This is a genomic window from Bradyrhizobium sp. JR3.5, assembly GCF_054057015.1.
Map to the genome: position 1 here is coordinate 1,072,243 of NZ_JBSRYV010000002.1, position 21,876 is coordinate 1,094,118.

Annotated in this window: 22 protein-coding genes and 2 pseudogenes; 9 read left to right on the forward strand and 15 right to left on the reverse strand. The window is 61.7% G+C overall.

All coding sequences use genetic code 11. From position 1 onward, the window contains the following. Positions 1–115: 115 nt before the first annotated feature. From ACVWW1_RS21880 to ACVWW1_RS21890, 3 genes are all read right to left on the reverse strand, one after another. Positions 116–1,003, reverse strand: coding sequence for a replication initiator protein A (locus ACVWW1_RS21880; protein ID WP_429031517.1), 888 nt, complete (start codon positions 1,001–1,003; stop codon positions 116–118). Positions 1,004–1,020: 17 nt separating this feature from the next. Further along, positions 1,021–1,302 (reverse strand): helix-turn-helix transcriptional regulator, encoded by a 282-nt coding sequence (locus tag ACVWW1_RS21885; protein ID WP_456657406.1) that lies wholly within the window; start codon positions 1,300–1,302, stop codon positions 1,021–1,023. Between the two features lie 131 nt (positions 1,303–1,433). Further along, positions 1,434–1,886, reverse strand: coding sequence for a DUF2285 domain-containing protein (locus ACVWW1_RS21890; RefSeq protein ID WP_429031522.1), 453 nt, complete (start codon positions 1,884–1,886; stop codon positions 1,434–1,436). A 26-nt stretch (positions 1,887–1,912) separates the two neighbouring features. Here ACVWW1_RS21890 and ACVWW1_RS21895 point away from each other — a divergent pair, with 26 nt between their 5' ends. Continuing rightward, complete coding sequence (locus ACVWW1_RS21895; protein WP_456660841.1) at positions 1,913–2,104, forward strand: hypothetical protein; 192 nt, start codon at positions 1,913–1,915, stop codon at positions 2,102–2,104. Here ACVWW1_RS21895 and ACVWW1_RS21900 read toward each other — a convergent pair. The 5 genes from ACVWW1_RS21900 to ACVWW1_RS21920 all read right to left on the reverse strand — a co-directional run bounded on the left by ACVWW1_RS21900 (position 2,056) and on the right by ACVWW1_RS21920 (position 3,735). Beyond that, positions 2,056–2,208: a transcriptional regulator domain-containing protein gene (locus tag ACVWW1_RS21900; RefSeq protein ID WP_429031584.1), complete on the reverse strand. Its 153-nt coding sequence runs from the start codon at positions 2,206–2,208 to the stop codon at positions 2,056–2,058. The two genes, ACVWW1_RS21895 and ACVWW1_RS21900, sit on opposite strands and share 49 nt — an antisense overlap. Before the next feature lie 141 nt (positions 2,209–2,349). Next, positions 2,350–2,634 (reverse strand): DUF2285 domain-containing protein, encoded by a 285-nt coding sequence (locus ACVWW1_RS21905; protein WP_456657407.1) that lies wholly within the window; start codon positions 2,632–2,634, stop codon positions 2,350–2,352. 178 nt (positions 2,635–2,812) lie between these two features. Continuing rightward, positions 2,813–2,971, reverse strand: coding sequence for a hypothetical protein (locus ACVWW1_RS21910; RefSeq protein ID WP_456657408.1), 159 nt, complete (start codon positions 2,969–2,971; stop codon positions 2,813–2,815). A gap of 172 nt (positions 2,972–3,143) precedes the next feature. After that, complete coding sequence (locus ACVWW1_RS21915) at positions 3,144–3,467, reverse strand: DUF736 domain-containing protein (protein ID WP_429031527.1); 324 nt, start codon at positions 3,465–3,467, stop codon at positions 3,144–3,146. Position 3,468: 1 nt separating this feature from the next. Continuing rightward, on the reverse strand, positions 3,469–3,735 hold the full coding sequence (locus tag ACVWW1_RS21920; RefSeq protein ID WP_429031530.1) for a hypothetical protein: 267 nt from the start codon (positions 3,733–3,735) through the stop codon (positions 3,469–3,471). A 75-nt stretch (positions 3,736–3,810) separates the two neighbouring features. On the opposite strand from ACVWW1_RS21920, the gene ACVWW1_RS21925 reads away from it, so the two are divergent. After that, on the forward strand, positions 3,811–4,026 hold the full coding sequence (locus ACVWW1_RS21925; RefSeq protein WP_429031532.1) for a DUF736 family protein: 216 nt from the start codon (positions 3,811–3,813) through the stop codon (positions 4,024–4,026). 701 nt (positions 4,027–4,727) lie between these two features. On the opposite strand, the gene ACVWW1_RS21930 is transcribed toward ACVWW1_RS21925, so the two are convergent. From ACVWW1_RS21930 to ACVWW1_RS21940, 3 genes are all read right to left on the reverse strand, one after another. Next, positions 4,728–5,666 carry a DUF2493 domain-containing protein gene (locus tag ACVWW1_RS21930; protein WP_429031536.1) on the reverse strand — a complete coding sequence of 313 codons (939 nt, stop codon included), beginning with the start codon at positions 5,664–5,666 and terminating at the stop codon, positions 4,728–4,730. 319 nt (positions 5,667–5,985) lie between these two features. Next, on the reverse strand, positions 5,986–7,044 hold the full coding sequence (locus tag ACVWW1_RS21935) for a DUF7146 domain-containing protein (RefSeq protein ID WP_429031537.1): 1,059 nt from the start codon (positions 7,042–7,044) through the stop codon (positions 5,986–5,988). A 1-nt stretch (position 7,045) separates the two neighbouring features. After that, the gene (locus tag ACVWW1_RS21940; RefSeq protein ID WP_456660647.1) at positions 7,046–11,395 is read right to left on the reverse strand and encodes a strawberry notch-like NTP hydrolase domain-containing protein; all 4,350 of its coding nucleotides are present in this window, start codon (positions 11,393–11,395) and stop codon (positions 7,046–7,048) included. A 237-nt stretch (positions 11,396–11,632) separates the two neighbouring features. On the opposite strand from ACVWW1_RS21940, the gene ACVWW1_RS21945 reads away from it, so the two are divergent. Together ACVWW1_RS21945 and ACVWW1_RS21950 are read left to right on the forward strand one after the other, a co-directional pair. After that, a complete protein-coding gene (locus ACVWW1_RS21945; RefSeq protein WP_429031541.1) occupies positions 11,633–11,827 on the forward strand; it encodes a hypothetical protein in 195 nt (64 codons plus the stop codon). Further along, positions 11,824–12,153 (forward strand): hypothetical protein, encoded by a 330-nt coding sequence (locus ACVWW1_RS21950; protein ID WP_456657409.1) that lies wholly within the window; start codon positions 11,824–11,826, stop codon positions 12,151–12,153. Before ACVWW1_RS21945 ends, ACVWW1_RS21950 begins: the two co-directional genes overlap by 4 nt. A gap of 151 nt (positions 12,154–12,304) precedes the next feature. On the opposite strand, the pseudogene ACVWW1_RS21955 reads toward ACVWW1_RS21950, so the two are convergent. The 4 genes and pseudogenes from ACVWW1_RS21955 to ltrA all read right to left on the reverse strand — a co-directional run bounded on the left by ACVWW1_RS21955 (position 12,305) and on the right by ltrA (position 17,790). After that, positions 12,305–14,419 (reverse strand): annotated as a pseudogene (locus tag ACVWW1_RS21955) (ParB/RepB/Spo0J family partition protein). Between the two features lie 128 nt (positions 14,420–14,547). Next, positions 14,548–15,498 (reverse strand): ArdC family protein, encoded by a 951-nt coding sequence (locus tag ACVWW1_RS21960; RefSeq protein ID WP_456657410.1) that lies wholly within the window; start codon positions 15,496–15,498, stop codon positions 14,548–14,550. 500 nt (positions 15,499–15,998) lie between these two features. Beyond that, positions 15,999–16,181 carry a hypothetical protein gene (locus tag ACVWW1_RS21965; protein WP_028153819.1) on the reverse strand — a complete coding sequence of 61 codons (183 nt, stop codon included), beginning with the start codon at positions 16,179–16,181 and terminating at the stop codon, positions 15,999–16,001. After that, positions 16,162–17,790 (reverse strand): group II intron reverse transcriptase/maturase, encoded by a 1,629-nt coding sequence (gene ltrA / locus ACVWW1_RS21970; RefSeq protein ID WP_456657411.1) that lies wholly within the window; start codon positions 17,788–17,790, stop codon positions 16,162–16,164. Before ltrA ends, ACVWW1_RS21965 begins: the two co-directional genes overlap by 20 nt. A gap of 185 nt (positions 17,791–17,975) precedes the next feature. Between ltrA and ACVWW1_RS21975 the strand changes: the two genes are divergently transcribed. The 5 genes and pseudogenes from ACVWW1_RS21975 (at position 17,976) to ACVWW1_RS21995 (ending at position 21,707) form a co-directional block, all read left to right on the forward strand. Continuing rightward, positions 17,976–18,248 carry a hypothetical protein gene (locus tag ACVWW1_RS21975; protein ID WP_456657412.1) on the forward strand — a complete coding sequence of 91 codons (273 nt, stop codon included), beginning with the start codon at positions 17,976–17,978 and terminating at the stop codon, positions 18,246–18,248. Further along, a complete protein-coding gene (locus tag ACVWW1_RS21980; protein ID WP_456657413.1) occupies positions 18,245–18,472 on the forward strand; it encodes a hypothetical protein in 228 nt (75 codons plus the stop codon). Before ACVWW1_RS21975 ends, ACVWW1_RS21980 begins: the two co-directional genes overlap by 4 nt. Then, entirely contained in the window at positions 18,456–19,124 is a 669-nt protein-coding gene (locus tag ACVWW1_RS21985) for an IS630 family transposase (protein ID WP_456657414.1), read from the forward strand. The genes ACVWW1_RS21980 and ACVWW1_RS21985 overlap by 17 nt, the downstream gene beginning before the upstream one ends. A gap of 518 nt (positions 19,125–19,642) precedes the next feature. Beyond that, positions 19,643–20,503: a tyrosine-type recombinase/integrase gene (locus ACVWW1_RS21990; RefSeq protein WP_429031550.1), complete on the forward strand. Its 861-nt coding sequence runs from the start codon at positions 19,643–19,645 to the stop codon at positions 20,501–20,503. Positions 20,504–20,512: 9 nt separating this feature from the next. Continuing rightward, positions 20,513–21,707 (forward strand): annotated as a pseudogene (locus ACVWW1_RS21995) (IS91 family transposase). Positions 21,708–21,876: the final 169 nt, after the last annotated feature.

Genomic DNA, 21,876 nt, shown 5'->3' on the forward strand with positions numbered 1-21,876 from the left:
CGGGGCGAAGTTGGGATTGAGTGCCAAGGCGTTAGCTCCGATTCCGGTCCCCGATAGCACGAGGATCGGGTCCCTGATGGCACGACAGTTGCGGTCCCCGATAGCACGAGATGATTCACAGGCTACCCCCTGACGGAGGAATGGGTCCGCGCTTGCGCAACCGCCCCACAAAGGCGTCGCTAAGAACGGGCGTGAAGTTCAGTCGTTCTGCTCGGCGCGGGTCATGCGTAATGACCAATCGGTAGCCAGGCAGTGTCTGCCGGCGAACAATCTCGCGCAGATCGTAGGTGAAATGCTTGAGCGGAGAGAGGCTGCCGGATTTGGCGTGGAGATGCGCAAGATCAAAGCTCCAGCCACCCTCCTGGCGACCGCCGTGCTTGCGTACGAGGCGGTAGAGCCAACGCTCCAGTCCGCCGGTCAGATCGAAATAGGCGCGATCGATGGTCAGTACGAGCGATTCGTTCAGGACGCCAGTATAGAACCAATCCGGTAGGATCAGTTCGAGTCCTCTTGCGCGGCCGTGCATATCGGCCGTCTCTTTCCATTCATTGATCCAGGAGAAACGATGCCGCCGCCGCTCCGTCGGCTGGCGGATCGAGGTCATAACGGTGGTCGATTGCAGCCGGTCGAGCGCGGCCTTGAGGCGATCGTAGTCTCTCACGCTGGTGCCTCGACCGGCAAAGGACAGGATTTCGTACGGCGTTGCCGCCATCAGACGGGATGTCTTCAGACCGGCGTCGCGAGCCTCAACGATTTGCGAGGCAGCCCAGATCAGAACGTCCGCGTCCCAGATCGTCGCCATGCCATGTTCCGTCAGGGCTTCAACCCGAATGGTGATAGTCCCGGCGCGGAAATCGATCGGGGCGATGCGCCTGGATTTCGCCAGCGAGAAGAACGGATAGGCCATTAGATCCTGCGCGTCCCGCGGCGCCAGATCGCCGGGCAAGGCGCGAAAGAGATCGAGCTGCGCACGCTCTGATCGATGTCTTCGCGGTGATGACATGTGGTGCTCCACTGCCGTCAGCGTCGCGGCTTGCCAGCGTATGGAATGGGCGCAGCCTGCCGTTTGGCCGGCAGGACGGTGCCGTTGCCCGGATCGGCGGTTGATGTCTTGGTGCCGCGGTCAGCCCAGGTTTTGAGATCATCGAGCGCGTACACCACGCGCCCACCGATCTTCCGATAGGTCGGTCCCGTGCCGTAGGTACGGTGTTTTTCTAGCGTCCGGCCCGAGAGACTGAGGAACCGGGCAGCTTCGGGCGTGCGCAGGTAACGCGGCGGCAAGTCGGCGTTCGGATCGGACATTGGAAAAGCTCCGTGATCGTCTGGAGCGCCCGAGCGGCTGCCGGCGCCTTGGCGGTTACGATCGCGGAGAAATGCCGCAAAGGGGGATGGCGAAGAAAGGGGGATTGGTTTTCGATACCCCGTCGACTTCTCTACTTCTTGCGGGGTGATGGTCGCAGCAACGCGCGATAGCCACCGCGCATCAAGGCAAAGCCGGTCTGAACGAGTCTGATCGTTCGATCACGCAGATCGTGGGTTTTCCAAGCGCGTTCAGGAATCTGCCCCGCGCTAAACAGGATTTCCGCGATTTCGCGGTACGTATTGCCGTCCATCCGCGCATCGAGTGCGCGAAGTGCGAGCGCCAGGCGGCGGCGCTGGGCGGAAAACATATGCAATGGCGGTCCGGGCGGACGGTCATTCAAGGTTCGCCACAGCCGGCGCGCTGCGTGCGCACGAAATTCGAAGTCGCGGTCGAGCTGAAGCTCGACTGCATAGGTTTCGGCGACGACTGGTGTTTCCTTCAGCCACAAGCGGTGTTCGACGCCGCGCGGATTCAGCACGGCGTACCAGCCGTCGGGCGCTTGCCGCAGCTCTCCCGCGGTCAATTCGCGCAGCTTAAGACAGGACGTGAGTGTCCGCGCTGAACGGCACCGCCGGACGAATTGGGATCATCGTCGGCAAGACCTCCGGCGCCCAAAACACTGTCTGTTTCGAGAAAGATTGGTCAGGGTTAGCTGCGAAAACACAGCAGCCATTTTTGGCGGAATTCGGCGCTCACAGTGGAGGCCGGGGCGATGCTGCGACAGTCGCGTTGATAATCTGATTGCGACGCAGGCATTCCCAGGCAAATCCGGTGATCTCTGCGCCTTGCGCGCGCTCGTAGCTGTTCGTCGAACTCCAATCAAACTTAGACGTTCGCGTCCCCACTTTGCGTTGCAAGAAATTGCGGGGCGATAATCCTGATCAGCAGAGGTTGTGGAAGTCCCCGATCATGCATCGCGTGATGCATTGGGACGATCCTTCAATGCTGGAGGAGTTTTTTCCAACGGCCTGCAAAAGCGCAATTGACTATTCTGAATTGGACGCACCACCCCGCAGCAAATGGCGATATCCCTGTTCAGTCTTCCATTTCGCGCGGATCAGATGGCTTTCGAATGCAGTTCTTGCCCGAACAGGTTCAAGTTCCGGGTCAATATGGAGCACAAGCTGCGCTGCCTCGCGCCAATCCGCTCCTTCGGCGTCGGCATCAAGCAGCCGCAGATAGGTAATGATGTGCTCTTCATCATAGACTGTGAGCACTGAATTGGTCGGAGCCTGATCAGCGACGTCGGGATTGAGGGGTGGCTTCTTCATGACACTCTATAGCCGGGAGCTATTCTAATCTCCCGAGGCCAGTCGCCTAATTTTAGCCCAGATCAATTCTGGCACCGCCAGGGCATGCGCAAATACATATTATAGGAGATAAACCTCATAGTATGTGTGAGTCACGTCGACCTAGTAATACCCGATGACGAAGCGCGCGGCGCACGGGTCAAAACATCCAAGCGAAAATGAGCGCGCCCCTTTCAAGACCGTCATAGATAAAAGTCGGATTTTGATCTTCCGCGAGCCGGTCTGGCGGCCCGGCGACCCGCCGCACCCGGATGCGCGTCATCGCCGCCGGTCCCGCTTGCCGGATCGGCGGCGACATAGGCCGTACCTAGGAAACAGCCACGCTACCTTCGCGATAGCGCGACTCATACAGCCCCTCAGGAAGGCGAAGCCTTGGCACGCCGCGCAGATGGCGAGCGAGCGCAGTCGGACAGTGCGACAATGAAGCGCCCCGCTCAGATGAGCGGGGCGTTCGCATGCTGACCTATGCCTCAGTCGCCGTTGGACTTGCGACTGCGGGACCAGATGAGGGTGAAGGTCTCGGCGTCTTCGTCGTCGAAGAGGTTGGCGTAGATCGGAGCGTTGAAGCTCGGATCGTCCAGCTTGACCGAGAGGTAATCGCGGCCCTCGCTGGAGCGCTTCGACCAGGCGGCCCCGATCTCGGCGCGACCTACGTAGACCCGGTGGCTCGGAGCATTGTCGTTGGTGCGGTCTGTCTCGGGGACAATGCGGACGCCCTTGGTCTGGAGGCTCAGGGTGACGATTTCGCCCTGGAATTCCTGGCCGGATTTCTTGAATGAGCCGATGTTAGCCATGTCACTTCTCCTTGCTGTTTTCGAGCTCCGCGACCACCGCGGCCTCGATGGCGATCTGAAGGCCGAAGGCGATCGACGCCGCACCCGTTGGGCCGCAGCGCAGCGGAGGATGGCGGCGGTGAGACTTTCTTGCCTCGCGAGGAATGGGCGAAGCCCAGGGGAAGAAAGTCTCACCGCCGCCATTGCGGTTGAGGCGATCGAGGCGCAGCCGGCCTTCGGCCAGATCAAGCCAATGAGAGGCTAGGTGCTCGCGTGCGCTGAACAGCATTCAGGAGAAGTGCCAGGCGGCGATCGGCTCACACAAGAAGCTCCGCATTCCCAGCGAAGGAAAAGAAAACCTGGCGTGCAGAAAGGTGGCCGCCTGTCGCCGCGCAGACAGAAGACAACGCACACTAAGCGACACAGCGGATCGTGGGCTGCCGACGAGATCACCGGCTCAATCGAAGTCTCCAACAAGAGCCGCGATTATCTCTCGGTCAAGCTGGACGATCCGAGCTTCAACGCTCCGATCCACGCCAACGGAGATAGACGACAAACGCGCGCTGTCACCCGCCCATAGTCGCCGCTCCACGCGGCGCCTGCATAGGGCTGACTGCAGCACCCGGTCTGAGGGCGGGATCGATCTGCGTCGATACACCAGCCCAGGCAATGCTCCCAACAGCGATGGCGCCAAACAAAGCGAATGATTCCCGCCAGCCTTCCGAGGAAATACCGAGCTGTGCAAGGGCAAGCGTCTCGCCATAACCGGCGCGTGGCCGCAGGGACCGCGAATAGTAACCCGATGACAACGCGGACAATCGGTGAGCGTGCGACGGAAAGGGCGAACTGCCCGACCACGAGCGTGAACCCGGCCGTAACGAAGCCGACGACGATGGCCGCTAAGGGACCTGCTCCGGCTTGAGATGAATAGATCCCCACCGTCATGCCGACGAAGAACGGCAATGCATGGATTGCAAGCGCGAACAGAGCCCAGCAGAAAATACCGAGCCCGACGACATTAAGGAGAATGCCGATGATAAGCATGGTGATGGTCCCGTGACAAAGGTTGCAAGGGTCGCGCCTTCCACCACCACCACGGCGCGGTCCTAGGAATAGCCGATACTGTGCTCGTTTGGAATCCCTAGCGGCCGGGCTGGCGAGCCAGATTTCCGGCCGCAATAGGACGGCCGAGCGCATGGCCCAGTTCGCTGTAACCAGCAGAGCGGCATTGTCGCTCTGCGGGTTCGATGGATAGCAACTCAGACAGGAATAAGGTGGCGCTTACGCGCCGCCGTTGCCGAATTTCCAGACAGGGATCCCGAGCTTTCGTGCCTTGTCGGCGAGGTTGTCCTGAATGCCGGTACCGGGGAAAACGATGACACCGATCGGCAGGACGTCGAGCATCTGATCGTTGCGCTTGAACGGTGCTGCCTTGGCATGTTTGGTCCAATCGGGTTTGAAGGCGATTTGCGGAACCTTTCGGTGGTCGGCCCAGCGGGCGGCAATGCGTTCGGCGCCCTTCGGCGAACCGCCGTGCAAGAGAACCATGTCCGGATGTTTGGCATGGACCTGGTCGAGCTTGTCCCAGATCAGGCGATGATCGTTGCAGTCGAGGCCGCCGGTGAATGCGACCTTCGGCCCGGCGGGCAATAGCACCTCGGTCTCGGCCTTGCGTTTGGCGGCAAGGAAGTCCCGGCTGTCGATGACAGCCGAAGTCATGGCGCGGTGGTTCACGATCGAGCCGCTGCGCGGATGCCAGTGCGATCCGGTGTGGCGTACGAAATGGTCTGCGGCCTGGTCGCGGAAGTATTCCATGCTGTCGCGCCGCTCGATCAGCGTCATACCCTCGGCGGTAAGACGCTCGAGTTCAACCGAGCGGATTTCGGAGCCATCCTGGTCGCGTTGGCTGCGCCTCTGCGCCTGTTCGTTGTCGTCGAGTTCGCGTTCGATCCGTTCGTTGGCGCGGTGGAAAAGGTTGACGGCCGACCACAAGAGGTCTTCGAGGTCGGGTTCGAGGCGGGTTTCGCTCAAGCTCGCGATGAGGGCGTCGAAGATGTCGGCGACGGCGGCCGCGACGTGACATCCTTCGGGCAGCGGTCTCGGGTCGGGTTCGTCCTGGAAGGGGCGATAGCCGTGAAGCTGGAGTCCAGTGAGGACGTGATCGGTCGGGGATGTGGCGCATGGCTGCTCGTAGTCGGTTTCGGTGCGCTCGATCGTCATGGCGGCTTTCCTTGGTCGGATCGGCCGCGCTCATCGCGGCCTTCATGGCGACGAAAGGCGGCAGGCGGGCCGGACCTGCACCGCCGAGCGCAGCGACCGCGGCCGGAGCGCCAGCGGAGGATGGCGGGAGCCGACTATTTTGTTTCGCGATGTAAAGCGCCCTCTTTAGGGCGCGACGGAAAATAGTCGGCTCCCGCCATTGCGTGGCCGGTCCGCTCGCCGCACGGTCGCCCTCTCAAGAAGGCCGTGAGCGCGGTCCTCTCTGACAATAGAAGAAGCCTCGGGATCGATCGCGCGTCGGCGGAGCGGAATAAGAGCCTCATCCCCTATTCCGGGTCCAAGCTCTCGTCCTCAGGAATCGAGCCACGTCTTCAGACACGAGCTGGACGTGCAAAGCCGCACGCAGCGCGTTGATGTTAGAGTGCCGCAGATCCCCGTTGAAATCTCCACACTGCGGCGACAGCACCATGGATTCGATCCCGACCGACTGCGCCCTGTCGAACAGTGCCGCCACCGCGCCATCGCCGGCCGGATCGTCGTCACGGACGATATAGAGTCGGCGCAGCGTTGCCGGAAACAGGATGGCTCCGAGATGCGCGGCCGAAAGTGCTGCGACCATCGCCATGGTGGGCATGACGCAGCGGAGCGACAGCATGGTCTCGATACCCTCGCCAGCTGCCATGACATCGCCAGCCGGACCGAAGCGGACCGCGTGACCGAGAAGATGACCCATCGCGCGGCGTGGGGTATCGACCGGTGCCTTGTCGCGCCCTGACGGATCGAGCCAGGTGCGATGCGCGCCGGTGATGTGGCCTTGTAGATCGGTCACGGCGGCGATCATCGCGGGCCAGGTCTCGGTTGGCGTGTCGGCGTCGGGACGATAGTAACAGCGTGGATGGTATCGGAGGCTACCGATGCCATGCAGATAGGTGATCCCGCGTCTTCGCAGATAGGTTTCCACGACCGTTCCGGCAATCGGCTGCGACATGGCAAACAGACGCCGCGCCGACTCCGGTGAACCGATCGACGCTGAAGGCGAATGAGGCCGATTGTTCGATTCCGGTTCGGATCTTGGCAGGCTAAGGAAGCGTCGTGCCTCCTCGATAACGTCGTGGAAATCAACCAGACCGCAACTTTCTCTGATGACGTCGAGCAGGTCGCCGTGCTCACCGGTTGCCGCGTCGGTCCATTTGCCCGCCGGGCGGCCACCGGTGTCACCGCCTTTCAGGCGGACGAACATCGAGCGGCCCGACGTATTCCTGACGTCACCGACCTGCCAGTAATTGCCGACGCGACGTCCCTTGGAGAGATAGTGACGGCACACCGCCTCGGCCTCGCGCGCGAGGCGATGTGCCAGCTCTGCCGCATTGCGCGGCATGTCACGCCGCCGCGCGATCGGAGATGCGGGCAATGGGACAGCACTCCAGAACCCTGGCGAGGATCGCAGGACCGGTCCTATCGACCGGGACGAAGAAACGCAGCTTCCACGAAATGATCTCGCCGAACAGGCCGTAGGCGCGCAGCCGATCCCGCATGGGTCCCGAGAAACCGGTCAATTCGATCCGGTTCGTGCTCATTACGCGGACACGCCTGAGCTGAAGACCGTCGGCGAGATCGAGGATGGTCTTGCCATCGATAAGCGCGGTGAAGGCGGCGGCGGGAGAAAGACTCGACGTTCCGACTTCCAGCGCACTGGCGACCCACGCGGGTGAGACCTTGCGACCGATAATCTGCTCGCCGCTATCGGTCTGCAGCCGACACACCCTCGTCGACTCGTTCGGCAGGCGCTTCCAAATCGGCAATAGAAGGCCTGCAACGATATGGATTTCGCTATCGGTGAACTCCGGAACCCCGGCGACTTCGGCCGCCCAGGCGCGGGCGAAGGTGTGGCGATCGACTTCCTGCCAATGTTTCTGCGGCATCATGGCTAGCGGGACGGTCGGATGCTCCATCGGTCGGATGAGACGAACCCGGCGTTCGACCTCGCCATCGTCGAGCATCACGCTGCGGGCCGGAACCTGTACGGCGGCGCGGCCCGACTGGCTGTTGACCAGAAGAACCGCGCGGGGACCGGAGAAACGCGACAGCGCTTCATCCGATGTGACCGGACAATTGCGCTCGCGCTGGGTAATCGTCAGCAGCCGGGTCTCGGCGGAGGTGCCGGGATGGGTGTAGATCGTCTGTCGGTCGGCGACGACGAAGCTCTCGGCCGTCAACGTCTCCAGTCCAACATCATAGGTGCCGGACGCGATTGCGCCCTCGATCCGCGCGGTCAGCAATTGCTCAAACGCGGTGAAGAGGATGTTCTGCAGATCGATGGTCAGGGCCAACAGTCGATTGAGAAACGTTGTGATCGGCGGCAGCTCGTGCTTAATGCCATTTGGGTCGGTGAGCTTCAGTCCAGTCGCTTCCTCAAACACCTGAAGCGAACAATCCCTGACCTTGCCCGTGACCAGCAGAACGTAGAGTTGGCGCAGCGCATCGCGCACGTAGTGACTTTCGAGATTGTCCTCGGGGCGGAAAAGGCCCTGCCCGCCGGTCTGGCGTTGTCCCTTTGTAATGGCACCCAACGTGTCGAGGCGCCGTGCAATGGTCGAAAGGAAGCGCTTCTCAGCCTTCACATTGGTGGCGATGGGTCGAAACAACGGAGCTTGTGCCTGGTTGGTGCGGTTGGTGCGGCCCAATCCCTGAATCGCGGCATCGGCTTTCCATCCGGCCTCCAGGAGATAATGCGTCCGCAAACGCCGATTCCTCGCCGACAGCTCCGCGTGATAGGAGCGCCCGGTACCGCCGGCGTCGGAGAAGACGAGGACGCGTTTGACGTCATCCATGAATGCCTGGGTCTCGCCGAGGTTGGCGGAGCCGGCGCGGTTCTCGACGACGAGGCGGTCGACGCCATCATTCCCTCGCTTGCTTATGATACGCCGCGAGCGCCCTGTGACTTCCGCCACGATGTCGGTGCCGAAACGCTGCACGATCTGATCGAGCGCTCCTTGAACCGGCGTCAAAGACGCCAACTTCTCGATCAAGAGGTCACGACGCGCGACGGCGTCCCGGCATTGCACCGGCTGGCCATCTCGGAAGGCCGGGCGCGACGACAGGTTACCTTCCCTGTCGGTAAACGGCTCATAGAGTTGGGTCGGGAAGCTGTGTACCAGATAATCCAGCACATATTCGCGCGGTGTGATGTCGATCTGGAGGTCGTCCCATTCCTCGGTCGGGATTTCGGCAAGCCGGCGTTCCATCAACGCCTCGCCGGTCGAGACGATCTGGATCACAGCGGCATGGCCGTCGCTCAGATCGCACTCGACTGACGCGATCAATGACGGCGTCTTCATCGCCGTGATCAGATGATTGAAGAAGCGCTGTTTCGCCGATTCGAACGCTGATCTGGCCACGGACTTGGCCTGCGCGTTCAGCGTGCCGGTCGCGCCGGTGATGTTCGCCGCCCGTATGGCCGCGGCGAGATTGTTATGAATGATCGCGAAGGCGCCGGCATAGCTGTCATAGATGCGGATTTGCTCATCCGTGAGCTGACGCTCGATCAGTTCATACTCAATTCCTTCGTAGGACAGCGACCTCGCCGTGTAGAGACCAAGCGCCTTGAGATCGCGGGCCAGCACCTCCATGGCCGCGACGCCGCCCGCCTCGATTGCTTCGACGAACTCGCTGCGCGTCGCGAACGGAAAGTCCTCCCCTCCCCACAGCCCGAGCCGCTGGGCGTAGGCGAGATTATGAACCGTAGTGGCGCCGGTCGCCGAGACATAGACAATGCGCGCGTTCGGCATGGCATGCTGAAGGCGAAGCCCCGCGCGACCCTGCTGCGACGCGGCCTGATCGCCGCGTTCGCCCTTGCCGCTTGCGGCATTCTGCATCGCGTGGCTCTCATCGAAAATGACGACACCGTCAAAATCGGCACCCAACCATTCCACAATCTGTTTGACCCGCGAAACCTTCTCGTCGCGCGCGTCGGAGCGCAGCGTAGCGTAGGTTGTGAAAAGGATGCCCTGTTCCAGACGAATCGGTGTGCCCTGGCGAAAGCGCGACAGCGGCGTGACCAACGGCCGTTTCATGCCGAGCGCCGACCAGTCGCGCTGGGCGTCCTCGACCAGCTTGTCGGACTTGCTGATCCACACCGCGCGGCGGCGGCCTTTCAGCCAGTTGTCGAGCAGGATGCCGGCGACCTGCCGGCCCTTCCCCGCGCCGGTGCCGTCTCCCAAAAACCAGCCACGCCGGAATCGCACGGCATTGTCGGCATCATCGCGCGCCGCGCAGACGAGGTCATAAGTCTCGTCAACGGTCCATGATCCCGCAAGCAGCTGGGAATGCGCCTCGCCGGCATAAATGACGGACTCAAGCTGCGCATTGGACAGCAGACCGTTGATGATGATCTCAGACGGGAGGTGCGGCCGATAGGAAGGGGTCGGTGGTGCCACCGACGCCATGGCGGCGGATTGGACCAGCTTGGTGGGATGTGGTTGAGAACCGGGAATGCGGATCGATGGAAGTGCATATTCCTCGTAAAGCGCCTCGGTGATCCGGCCGCCCTCAGCCGGTGTCCAGGCAACGGTCTCATAGGCGAGTTCAGCCGCTGCAGGATCCGCTGTAGGAGCCGCGATGCCGGACGGGCGCATAGCGTGGGCGCGGACTGGTCCCGAAACGGACGGACGCGTGATCGACGGAGCGGCAACAGCCGCAGATATCGGCAGCCGCGCTGGAACGTACTCCCTGACCCAGCGGAGCAGCGTGGCAACGTCCGGCGCCACGCCGAGAGAGGACGGAAATATTGTCGCATCGTCCGCGGACAATCGGTCGATCACAGTCAACCGCGTCTCGATGGTGGTAGCGTGCTTGGCGTAGACCTCGCCGGCAACGGCGGCGCTGAAGACGACGCGCCCGCGTTCCTGCAACCGGATGAAGGCATCGCGCCAGACCGGCTTGTCCGGCGAAGAGCTCGTCCCGGTGATCGCGACCAGCCGGCCGCCTTCGGGGAGCCGCGCCAGGGCCGACGCGATATGTCGCAAGGCAGCGTCGGCCATGCGGCGATCCACGTTGGCGGCGGCCGAGAATGGCGAGTTCATCAGGACGACGCTTTGCGTGATACCGGTGTCGAGATGATCGTTGATATGGGTGGCGTCGAAGCGCGTGACGGCGATGCCGGGAAAGAGAAGTGAAAGGAGTCCAGCGCGGGTTTCGGCGAATTCGTTGAGAACAAGCGACGCGCGCGACAGTTCGGCCAGGATCGCCAGCAAGCCCGTGCCAGCCGAAGGCTCCAGCACAACATCCGCCGGCGTGATCGCCGCTGCGGTGCTCGCCGCGAAGCCAAGCGCAAGGGGCGTGCTAAACTGTTGAAGCGCCTCACTGTCTTCAGAACGGCGGGTGTGGGTGGGAAGAAGGCCGGCGATCTTTGCCAGCATCGGCAGCATCGCTGCAGACGAATCGGCACGCGCGCGCATGGCCGGACCGAACTTGCGAAGGAACAGGACGGTGGCCGCCTCACAGGCGTCGTAAGCCGTCTTCCAGTCCCATCCACCATCGGCGTCGGAGGCACCAAAGGCGCTTTCCATCGCCTCGCGCAACATCGGTGCATCGACGCGTTGACCGCGCTCTAGATGCAGAAGAAGATGTTGCGCGGCTCTAGCGATCGTGCCGGCCTTGTTCAGCGAAGTGGGCGTAACGCGAAGCGGCGCGGCCGCAACAGCGGCCACGGATGCGGGAATGATCGTCATGGAGGAAGCCTCGGAGAGCGGGGAAGGATCGAGCCGCAGGGCGCTCTCTCGACCGCGCCGGCTCAAACCCATCCCGGCCAGCCTCTCCCTCTTACGGTGGCGGCTACGCTGACTGACCGCCAAAAAACGCAGGCCAAGTGGCTCCGCACCACGGAAGTGAAGGGAAACAGGCCCTTTTGTCACACGAGGCGGCGCGCTATCTTTCTGCCTATCGAGAATCACAGGCGAAGTGACGAGATGAACCACGAGACGATCAGGCGACGAGTAACCACGCCAGCCGAACGAGAGGCGCTGAAAGTATTCGGGCCGGTCAAGACCGAGAAAGCCGTGAGCGAGCATGAAAAGGCACAAAAGGCGTTTCACGAAAATCGCGAACGCTTGAGGGCATTGCGATTGGCGCGTGAAGCCGCCGAAAAGGCAAAGCGAACATGACGCCCACGCTTTTTCCTTCGGTCTTTACGATCGAAATCGACGGCAAGCCAACGCTCACGTTCGAAGCAAAGAGCCTCCATGAAGCGAGCGAGATTTGCAACGCGCCGTGGCTACGCGAAGATTTTGTGTCAGCACATTCCAATGGCTCACCGTTGTGGGATGGCAAGGCCGAGTTGAGAGCGCGCATGGGCTACGAGGACGAGATCGCAACATTCAGCGAGGCTTCCAAAGATGCTCAACCGTCTGATGGAATGTTGCTGGTCTATCTCGTCGAATTGGACGACAATGACGGCGCAGAGAATTCCGAGTCCAATTCACCTACGTAACTACGCTGAGAAACGATGGCAAGATTTCTTCGAGCCGCATCGAGATGATCCTGGAGGCCTCAAAAAGAAAAAAACCCGGCCCGGAATGCCGGGCTTGGGAAGGCTTAAGATAAGAAGGTGCGGGCTGGCCGGAGCGCCCGCACCTGGTAGATTATTCTGCCGCAATGATGTGCGGCCGGTCGTCGTCGGCCTCGGTGTCAACTTCGTCCTCGCGGGCCGCGAGGAACTCCGGTAGCGCCTCGGGATCTGCAGCTGGCTCTCCTACCGCGCCCACCTCATCGAGACGAAGTGGTTCAGGCAGCCATCCGGTCCCTCGAGCAGTCTCTCGGCTTCCCGCGCCATGTCGCCTTTTTTGAGGTGATCGATGAGTTGCACCGATTGTTCGCCCTTTACCTCGCGCACGGCCTCGAGAATGCGAGGTTTGGTGACCCGGCCGAGATAGTTGTCGACAGTCGGCCTCCAGCCCACTGCTGCCATGTCGAGACCGACGGAACGGGCAAGAACGTTGGCATGATCGAGCCTTCGGCGTGTGCCGTGGGCGGAGATGCGTCCCTCATTGTAGCGGTTGGCTGGCTCGTAGAGCGCGTTGACCGCGGATGACGCGCAATGCGCGAACAACGCGGCCTGCTCTTTTCCGTCGAACGCAGTGAGCACGTTCCACAAATCGGCTTCGTCCTTGGGCAGGCGGCCTTTCCATCCGTCATGGCGAGCGTCGATAGCTTGCGCCGATGCACTCTCCTTCGAGCCGGGTGCTTGAGCGGGGAAGGTCGGGGTCCGGATCGCAATTTCCAGGCAGCCGTCCGAAGACGCGAAGCGGTAGAAAGTTGCCAGCACGATATTGTGCAGCACCGCCTGGAAGGCGACGGCCGGATCGTTCGCCGGCGCATTGCGCAACGCCAGTGTGCGATGCGCGGTCAGCTCGGTGATGAGCCGATCCGGCAGCGGCCTGACCGTGTCGTCGTCCTCCTCCTCGACGGCTGGCGCACCGCCGACCGTGATCACCGCGTTGGACCACGCCATTGGCAGCTGGCCTGTCGTCGTTGGTCTGGACGTCGCCTTGTACTTCGCTTTCGGAATCGACGGCGCTGGGTGCCTCATCCCCTGGCCGCACGAAGCCACGGGCGATCGACAGCAAACCCTCGGCATCGACGCTGACGAACACGCCGGCGCGGGCGATCTCTGCCGGATCGTAGACAAGCGATCGAGATTCCAGGACGGACCGCGCCGCCTCGATTTCTCCGAGGCGCTGATCGATCTCGTCCGGCAGTTCGTCGGCGTCCTTGTAATCCTCCTCGATCTTGGCGTACTCGGCGTTGAGGGCGTCAAGCGTCGCCCGCTCCTCCTCCGTCAGATCAGCCGGTTCACCCTCAATCTCGCGCAAGCCGTTGGTGTGGCCGGAGGGAAAATCGACCGCCACTGCGATCCACTTCCAGCCCTCAACCGCGATCGTCTCGGCCTCAGCCTTCAGCTTTTCGGTGACGAGACGGTCGAGCAGTGGAACGTCCTGCAACCAGCCGCCGTCGTCATGCGCGAACAGATTACGCATCACGGTACCGCCGGCCCGCTCGTAGGCTTCGAGCCCGATGAACTGCGCGCGGCGGTCGGACGCACGCACTGTATCCTCCGTGAGCATCCGACGAATCTGATAGGGTTCGTCATTGCCGGAGCAGCCTACGCCATCCCAAATCTGCTCCTGCCGCGCATGATCGCCAGTCACTGCAAACGCCATCAACTGTTCGAGTGTCATGCCATCGTCGGCATAGATGTCGTGCAACTTCGGCGACACTGACGCCAGACGCAGGCGCTGCTTGACGATCGCCGGCGAGACGAAGTGCCGGGCGGCAATATCCTCTTCGCTCATGCCACCGTCATGCAGCAGCTTGAACGCGCGGAACTGATCGAGCGGATGTAGACCGACCCGCTCGTCATTCTCGGCGAGGGAATCGTCCTCGGCGATGCTCCTCCATCCCTGATAATGCAAGGGACAGGTTGCGTCTTCGCCATACGCTTCTGCTTGACCAGCAATTCGAGCGCGATAGCGTCGTCCGCCGGCGGGTACCTCGAACATGCCGGTCTCCTGTCCGTCGGCATCGACGACCGCACGAACGCTCAACCTTTGTAACAGCGTGCGCTGAGCGATGCTTTCTGCCAGTTGCTCGATCGAGACGCCGGCCTTCACGCGGCGGACGTTGGACTGGCTGAGCACCAACTTGTTGAAGGGAATATCGCGGGAGGAACTGGGTTTGATTTTCTGAACGCTTGCCATGTCAGATTCTCCACGACGGGCGGCCGGGAGACTCTCTCTCGACCTCCACCCCATCACAGACAAGCCGGCGCTCCTCTCACTCTCTAACGCGCAGCATCTGCTGAAGGCTAAAACGGCGTGCGGATGCATCATGCGGCCTCCTGGCTGCTCTCAACGACGGAATCGATCGCGGGCGGCAGAAAGGCGAGCAGGAAATCAGCGGCTTTCGATGCCGCGCTCGCGGCGCGCATGACGGCCCGATTATCCTCGCGCAGCACGTCCAGCCACGAGCCAATATAATCGGCGTGCCGCACCGTAGGCACGATACCGAGCGACGCGCAACTGAACGCAGACGAGATTTCCGCAACCAACTCCTCAAAGGCATACTTCTTGGTACCAAAGCTGCCTGACAGGTCACGGTTGAGACGTGAGGGATGGCCGCAGGCATGTGCCAATTCATGCAGGGCCGTTCGATGCCAATTGATCGGTTCGAAATAGGCTTGGGGTGGCGGCACCTGCACATAATCTTCCTTCGGCGCATAAAAGGCACGGTTGCCGCCGATCCGGAAGTCGATCCCGGTCGCCTTGATCAGGTATTCGACGTGCGGCTCGATCAGGCCTGGCGGCGGAGGCGGCGCCGTTGTTGCGATCTCTGCAGGCAGGCCGTCGCATTGATCGCTGTTGAAGACCGTGAAGCGCTTGAGGAACGGAATGGCCTGCGCTTCCTCACCGTTCTCGCTCGCGCGGCGCCTTTCGTCGACCGGCACAAAGCGGTCGGCGTAGACGACGGTCGTGCCGCGCTCGCCCTTGCGGACGTGACCACCGAGCGACAGCGCCTGGCGGAATGTAAGCCAGCTCTGACCGGTGAATGCGCGCTCAGTGGCGGCTCCCCAGAGAATCAGAATGTTGATGCCGCTGTATTGACGGCCGGTCGCAGCGTTTTTGGGCATAGCCAAAGTCGCCTTCGCCGCCGCGGTACCCCAAGGCTGCACCCACGGCACTCGGCCAGCCTCCAGTTCGGCGATGATCTTGTTGGTGATTTCGTCATAAAGGCTCGTCCGGTCCTCACTGGTGCGCGCCCGAGGATAATGTCTGGACATCGCGGATCTCCGCGACGGGCGCCGCGAGCCTCTCTCGCAGCCTGTAACCCGTCACGGCAAAACCGCGCGACACTCTGACTCTCGCCTCTACCTGAGAGAATGCGAAATCTGCGACGCAGCCCGCCTTGCATCGGATATTCATGGGAATTGCGTTGAACTACCTAGGGCCGCAGGCCCGACCCGGCGTGCGCCAGGGGCGCATCGCCTCAACGGAAAATGGCACCCGGAGAGCGTGAGCATAGCGACCCGAAGGGGCACGCGGGTCCGAGTGCAGCGACGAGACCGGTTCAATAGCGGCACCCGGGAACGGGGCAGTGATAGCGATCGCCGCAGGCGAGCCCCTTTTCCGAGTGCCCCCGGCGAGGAGCTCCGCTCCCTTTGCGCGAGGGATCGACGCCGCGCGGCCGAGACGCAAAGCGGCTCGGTTTACGAGAGCCCGGTGCGGCGAAAGCCGCACGCGCTCTGGCCGACCAACTCCGCCAAAACTTGAATCAGCGGATCTAGATTTCCTCGCGCGCATTCGTCTGCGCGTCATAGATCCTGATCTGAAGCATGGGAAAACGCTTCTTTAGTTCTTCGCCACCTGCCCTGGCGCCGTCTCTGGTTGCAAATTCAGCTTTGAGCCGGCCGTCCACTTCAAGCGCGTAACCAGAAGCCGGCAATTCACGGGTGGCTGCAACCATTTGATTCCCATTGTGCAGTGAGGTGATTGGGAATGATGCGTAGCGCGAGTCGCCCAAGCCGCGCCAGATCCACCGACCCAAATGCGGTGATAAACCATTGCACATTGTGGATTGGCGCCTTGCTGGGATTGATCGGGATAGGGGGGAGCCTCGCAGCTCCGCCCCTCCCACACCACCGTGCGAACGGGTCCGTACACGGCGGTTCGAGAAGTTGCGCTAACACGATTGGAACAAGGATGTCAGGCCGAGCGATTTGAAGTATGCATTTTGAGAGCCCAGTAGAGAGGGCTCTGCTGCGGGCGAGATACCAAGGACCGCGGCCGCTGCCGGCCGTGTTCCTTGCAGCCCACTCTGAGACCCCATTTGCGATGAGTGCTGCGCGGCGGCGCCGTGGAGTTTTCCATTGGCGCCACAGAGCGGCCCGCAGTCGCAGTCGGACCCAGCGAGTGAGGGCTATCAGCACCTCGGGCGTTTCGCAGAAGCCGAAATAGCCGCGCCAGCCCCGCACATAGGTGGCCAGTTCTTCCATTGTCGCCTTGATGCTGACGCCCTTTGCCTTTCGCGTGATCTCCCGGATTCGCTGTTTGAAGCGTTCCAGAGATTTCGGCGCGATCGTGCGCTTGATGCCTGGACCAGCGGTGAAGCTGAACCCGAGAAACGTCCGCTCCTGCGGTCGTGCCACCGCACTCTTCGCCTCATTTACCTTGAGTTTGAGCTTTTGTGAGATGAAGCGCGAGATGCTCTCCATTACCCGCTGACCCGCGCGTTCGCTGCGAACGTAGATGTTACAGTCGTCCGCATATCGAGCAAAGCGGTGTCCTCGGCGCTCCAACTCGCGGTCGAGTTCGTCGAGCACGAGGTTACTTAGCAGTGGCGAAAGAGGACCTCCTTGCGGAGTTCCTTCCACGCTCGGACTGACCAGTCCATTCTCCATCACCCCGGCATTCAAAAATGCCCGAATGAGCTTTAACAGCCGCTTGTCCTCGACGCGCTTGGCTATTTGGCCCATCAGTTTGTCATGATTGACTCGATCGAAGAATTTTTCCAAATCGAGATCGATCACCCATCCGTGGCCTTGCGCAATATATTGCTGCGCTTGAGCCACGGCGGGATGCGCCGACCGACGCGGTCGGAACCCATAGCTGTATTGGGAGAACGTTGGATTCCATTGCCTTTGCAGAACCTGCATCACCGCTTGTTGGATAAAGCGATCTAGCACGGTTGGGATGCCAAGCTTTCGCACCCCTCCTCCATCCGGCTTCGGGATTTCCACCCGTCTCACCGGTTTTGGTTCGTAGGTTCCGTTCAGCAATTGCTCCCGAATGGACGGCCAGTGCTGCTTCAGGTAGTCGCCAAGCTGATCGACCGTCATCCGGTCGACGCCCGCGCTGCCTTTGTTGCTTCTCACCTGCCGCAATGCCTCCTTCAAGTTTGCTCGTTCACATATTTCCTCCATGATTCGACTCGTGTTGGCTGGGCGTTCGGGTTCATGCACCACCGGGAGCGATTCGATGTCTTCCCGTCCCGCCTGCCGGGCTTCACCCGTCGGCGTCGATGAGAAGTCCAGTCTCAACTGGATGTTCAGCCGCGTGTCGCTCTCGAGAATCATGTCCTAATTGCCTCTCCTCTCGTTCGGGCCTTCAGTCACCGTTCCCGGCTCGGCCTATCTGTTGACTCCGCCTTTCGGCATGGAGTGCCTCACTAGACGACCGATTCCGTGAACTTGGCAGTGATGGAACGGGACGTTTGTTTGTGGATTCCTCGTTTGGGATTGGCTGAACGAGGAGTTTCATCATGGCAGGATGGCGGCGAGCGGTCGAGTTGGCGATGACCGATGAGGAGATTGAAACGTTGACGGCTCTTTCGCGGTCGAGGACCGAACCGGCGCGCCGGGTGTCGCGGGCCGCGATGCTGCTTGCCTACCGCGAGACCCCGTCGTTCTTTGCGGTGGGACAAAGACTTGGCGCCCATCATCAGACGGTCCAGCGCTGCGTCGAGCGGGCGGCGGCCGATGGCGCGCTGGCGGCGCTCGACGAGCGCCCCCGCGACCGGGCAAGGAGCCGGTGATCACGCCGGCGGCCAAGGCCTGGCTGGTGTCTCTGGCGTGCGACAAGGCCAAGGAGCACGGCTATCCGCACGAGTTGTGGACGACGCGGCTGTTGGCCCGCCATGCACGCGAGCACGGACCGGACGCCGGACATGAATGTCTCGCCCGCCTGGTTCAGGGCACGGTGTGCAAGCTTCTCGGTCAGGAGGAAATCAAGCCACACCAAGGTGCGCTACTATCTTGAAAACCGCGACGCCGAGTTCGAGCAGAAGATGGCGGAGGTTCTGTATGTCTATCGCGAGGTCCAGGTCCTGAAAAAAGCCGCTGCCCGGTCGAAGAAATCGGACAAACCGGTAGCGATCGTCTCCTACGACGAGAAGCCGGGGATCCAGGCCATCGCGACGACAGCGCCGGATCTGCCGCCAGTGCCGGGCGTGCATGCGACCTTCGCGCGCGATCATGAGTACAAACGTCACGGCACGCTCAGCCTGTTGGCGGGGATTGACCTGCTCACCGGGAAAGTCCACGCGCTCGTCAAAGACCGCCACCGCAGCCGAGAGTTCATAGAATTCCTCAAGCTCCTTGATGCCGCTTATCCGGCCAGGACCGCGATCAAGTTGATCCTCGATAATCATTCCGCGCACATATCGAGAGAAACCAGAGCCTGGCTCGACACACGACCGGCAGGCCGCTTCCAGTTCACCTTCACGCCCAAGCACGGCTCCTGGCTCAACCTCATCGAGGGCTTCTTCTCCAAGTTCGCCCGCTCCGTCCTGCGTCACATCCGGGTTACATCAAAGCATGAACTCAAAGAGCGCATCATGGCCGGAATCGACGACGTCAATCGCCATCCCGTCGTCCATACTTGGTCCTACAAACTCGCCGAGGCCGCCTGATATGATTCGAACCAAGAAAACGCTGACCTAGCCTCGCCGACGACATGACCCACTATGCCCTCTGCTGACTTCTGCCCCGCGGTCAGGATGCCTCGCGGCATTCTCAGTCGCCGAAGCGACACGGGACAGATCTCCTGGGGTAAGCTCAGCCGCCTTCCGCGCACTGTCGCCGAATCTACGCTTCGCATCTTTGATGGATATGGACTTCGCGGTACGTTGCCCGCTTGTCCGACGCTAGCGCCTTGTATTCGGTTTTTGTCCATCGACTCACGCGTTTGCTCGATGCTTCCTTCAGACACCGCCTCGCGGCGGCAGCCCTTGCACTTTGCTAGCCCTTCACCTCCATCAGGTTGGGCAGAGGACTTTCACCTCCAAGCTGCTGAGCATGCCCAGCACACAACGAACCCGCTACGCGGGATCCGCGGCTTGGCCGGTAAGGGAGGGCAGCTGACCGGAGGGCTCCTGGCTGAGAGGATGTGGTTGTTCACGCCCATCCCACTCAGAACAGGAGCCCTCCGATGGCTACGATAAGCCCTCTTCGCCGGCGGATGATTGAGGATATGACGATCCGCAATCTGTCGCGCTCGACTCAGCAATCGTACATCTATGCAGTCGCGAAGTTTAGCCGGCATTTTGGCCGCTCCCCGGATCTGCTCGGTATGGAGGAAGTACGAGCCTACCAGTTGCATCTGATCGAGCAGAAGTACTCGTGGGCACATGTTAATCAGGTGGCATGCGCGCTGCGGTTTCTCTACGGCATTACGCTCGGGCAGAAGGAGGCGTTCGAGCGGATCGTCACCGGCAAGGCCCCTGAGAAACTGCCGCCGGTTCTGAACTCTGAGGAGGTCGTACGTTTCCTGCAGGCGGTTGTAGGCCTGCGGAATCGTGTTGCGTTGACGACGGCTTATGCGACGGGCCTGCGCATCGGCGAAGTGGTGCGGCTGAAGGTCGCCGCGATCGACAGCGGACGGATGCTGATCCACATTGAGAGCGCTAAGGGCGGGCGAGATCGGTATGCGATGCTGTCGCCGCGTCTTCTGCAGATCCTGCGGGCCTATTGGAAGCGAGCGCGGCCGAGCTTGTGGTTGTTTCCCGGTCAGGAGCCCGGGAGCCATGTCAGCCGCGGCGCTCTTCAATCGGCCTGCCGCGTAGCGCGGCGGCGAGCTCGGATCGGCAAGCATGTGACAGTCCATTCGCTGCGGCATAGCTTTGCCACCCACCTTCTGGAAAGCGGTACCGACATCAGGATCATCCAGGTCCTGCTCGGTCACTCCCATCTTGAGACGACGGCTCGTTACGCCCAGGTCGCGACCGGCCTGATCGCTGGAACGCCGAGTCCGTTCGACGCGCTGGCCTTGGAGGTCATCCCTCCCGATTAGCGCAGCCTCATGCGTCCCGTACTGGAGGTGGCGGACATTTTCCGCCGCCATGGCGAGGCATTCCGCGTCGCGCAGGGTGATCGGCTTCTGCCTGACCAGCGCCGCGTCATGGCGGCCATCGAAGCGTGCCGCACCGCGAGGCTCGGCGGCCATGTCGAGCAGTGCGATGACTGCGGCCTGGTTCGCGTCGCATTCAACAGCTGTCGCGATCGGCACTGCCCCGAAGTGCCAGGGTCTGGCGCGTGCCCAGTGGCTTTCTGATCGCCAGGCCGACCTGCTGCCCGTTGCCTACTTCCATGTCGTGTTCACGGTGCCTGCACCCGTCGCCGCCATTGCTCTCCAAAACAAGGCGATCGTTTACAACATTCTGCTCAAGGCAGCCGCCGAGACGATCCGCCGTATCGGTGCCGATTCCCAGCATCTCGGTGCCGAGACCGGGATGATCGCCATCCTCCACACCTGGGGCCAGACGCTGACGCATCATCCACACGCCCATTGCCTCGTACCGGGCGGCGGCCTTGGCCCCGGCGGGCACTGGGTTCATTGCCGGCCTGGCTTCTTCCTTCCAGTGCGCGTTCTCTCGCGGCTCTATCGCCGTCTGTTCCTCGAGCACCTGCAGGCGGCGTTCGACGCTGCAAAGCTCGAGTTCTTCGGTCGTCTTGCGCATCTCGCGGAGCCAACAGCATTCGCCCGCCATCTCAACCTCCTGCGCAAGGCCGAATGGATCGTCTACGCCAAGCGGCCGTTCGCCGGGCCTGAGCAGGTTCTCGCCTATCTCGGGCGCTACACCCATCGTGTCGCGATCGCCAACAGCCGTCTGCTGGCCTGCGAGAATGGCCATGTTCGCTTCCGTTGGAAGGACTATCGCGACGAGAACAAGTCCAAAGTCATGACGCTCGAAGTCGATGAGTTTATCCGTCGCTTCCTGCTCCACATTCTGCCGAAAAGCTTCCGCCGTATCCGTCACGTCGGCTTCCTGGCGAACACCTGCCGAGCCGCCAAGCTCGCACTGATCCGCGGCGCTCTCCAAGCGCCAGAACCGCCGCCGAGGGTCAAGTCGGCCGACTATCGCGAGCGCTACGCCGTGCTGACTGGGCATCGCATCGACCTTTGTCCCATCTGCGGAGGTCGCATGATCGAGATCGGCCCTTATCCGCGCTCGCCAATGCCGCGACGTTCAGCACCGCGGTGCGACACGTCATGACCACCTTTAACCCCGCACGTCTGAGCATCCGTTACACAGATCGTAATCCCGACCTCCTCCGTCGGAATACTCAGGCGCGCCCGCATGTTCCGCTACGGTCTCTCCGTCGTACATTTGTCATTGACGATCCCGGGGTCATCAAGAATGATCCATCCGGTAATCGACGCTA

Coding starts and splice junctions, on each gene's coding strand:
- ACVWW1_RS21880 (WP_429031517.1), bottom strand. CDS start 1,003: ATGTCATCACCGCGAAGACATCGATCAGAGCGTGCGCAGCTCGATCTC.
- ACVWW1_RS21885 (WP_456657406.1), bottom strand. CDS start 1,302: ATGTCCGATCCGAACGCCGACTTGCCGCCGCGTTACCTGCGCACGCCC.
- ACVWW1_RS21905 (WP_456657407.1), bottom strand. CDS start 2,634: ATGAAGAAGCCACCCCTCAATCCCGACGTCGCTGATCAGGCTCCGACC.
- ACVWW1_RS21910 (WP_456657408.1), bottom strand. CDS start 2,971: ATGTCGCCGCCGATCCGGCAAGCGGGACCGGCGGCGATGACGCGCATC.
- ACVWW1_RS21915 (WP_429031527.1), bottom strand. CDS start 3,467: ATGGCTAACATCGGCTCATTCAAGAAATCCGGCCAGGAATTCCAGGGC.
- ACVWW1_RS21920 (WP_429031530.1), bottom strand. CDS start 3,735: ATGCTGTTCAGCGCACGCGAGCACCTAGCCTCTCATTGGCTTGATCTG.
- ACVWW1_RS21930 (WP_429031536.1), bottom strand. CDS start 5,666: ATGACGATCGAGCGCACCGAAACCGACTACGAGCAGCCATGCGCCACA.
- ACVWW1_RS21935 (WP_429031537.1), bottom strand. CDS start 7,044: ATGCCGCGCAATGCGGCAGAGCTGGCACATCGCCTCGCGCGCGAGGCC.
- ACVWW1_RS21940 (WP_456660647.1), bottom strand. CDS start 11,395: ATGACGATCATTCCCGCATCCGTGGCCGCTGTTGCGGCCGCGCCGCTT.
- ACVWW1_RS21945 (WP_429031541.1), top strand. CDS start 11,633: ATGAACCACGAGACGATCAGGCGACGAGTAACCACGCCAGCCGAACGA.
- ACVWW1_RS21950 (WP_456657409.1), top strand. CDS start 11,824: ATGACGCCCACGCTTTTTCCTTCGGTCTTTACGATCGAAATCGACGGC.
- ACVWW1_RS21960 (WP_456657410.1), bottom strand. CDS start 15,498: ATGTCCAGACATTATCCTCGGGCGCGCACCAGTGAGGACCGGACGAGC.
- ACVWW1_RS21965 (WP_028153819.1), bottom strand. CDS start 16,181: ATGGTTGCAGCCACCCGTGAATTGCCGGCTTCTGGTTACGCGCTTGAA.
- ltrA (WP_456657411.1), bottom strand. CDS start 17,790: ATGATTCTCGAGAGCGACACGCGGCTGAACATCCAGTTGAGACTGGAC.
- ACVWW1_RS21975 (WP_456657412.1), top strand. CDS start 17,976: ATGGCAGGATGGCGGCGAGCGGTCGAGTTGGCGATGACCGATGAGGAG.
- ACVWW1_RS21990 (WP_429031550.1), top strand. CDS start 19,643: ATGGCTACGATAAGCCCTCTTCGCCGGCGGATGATTGAGGATATGACG.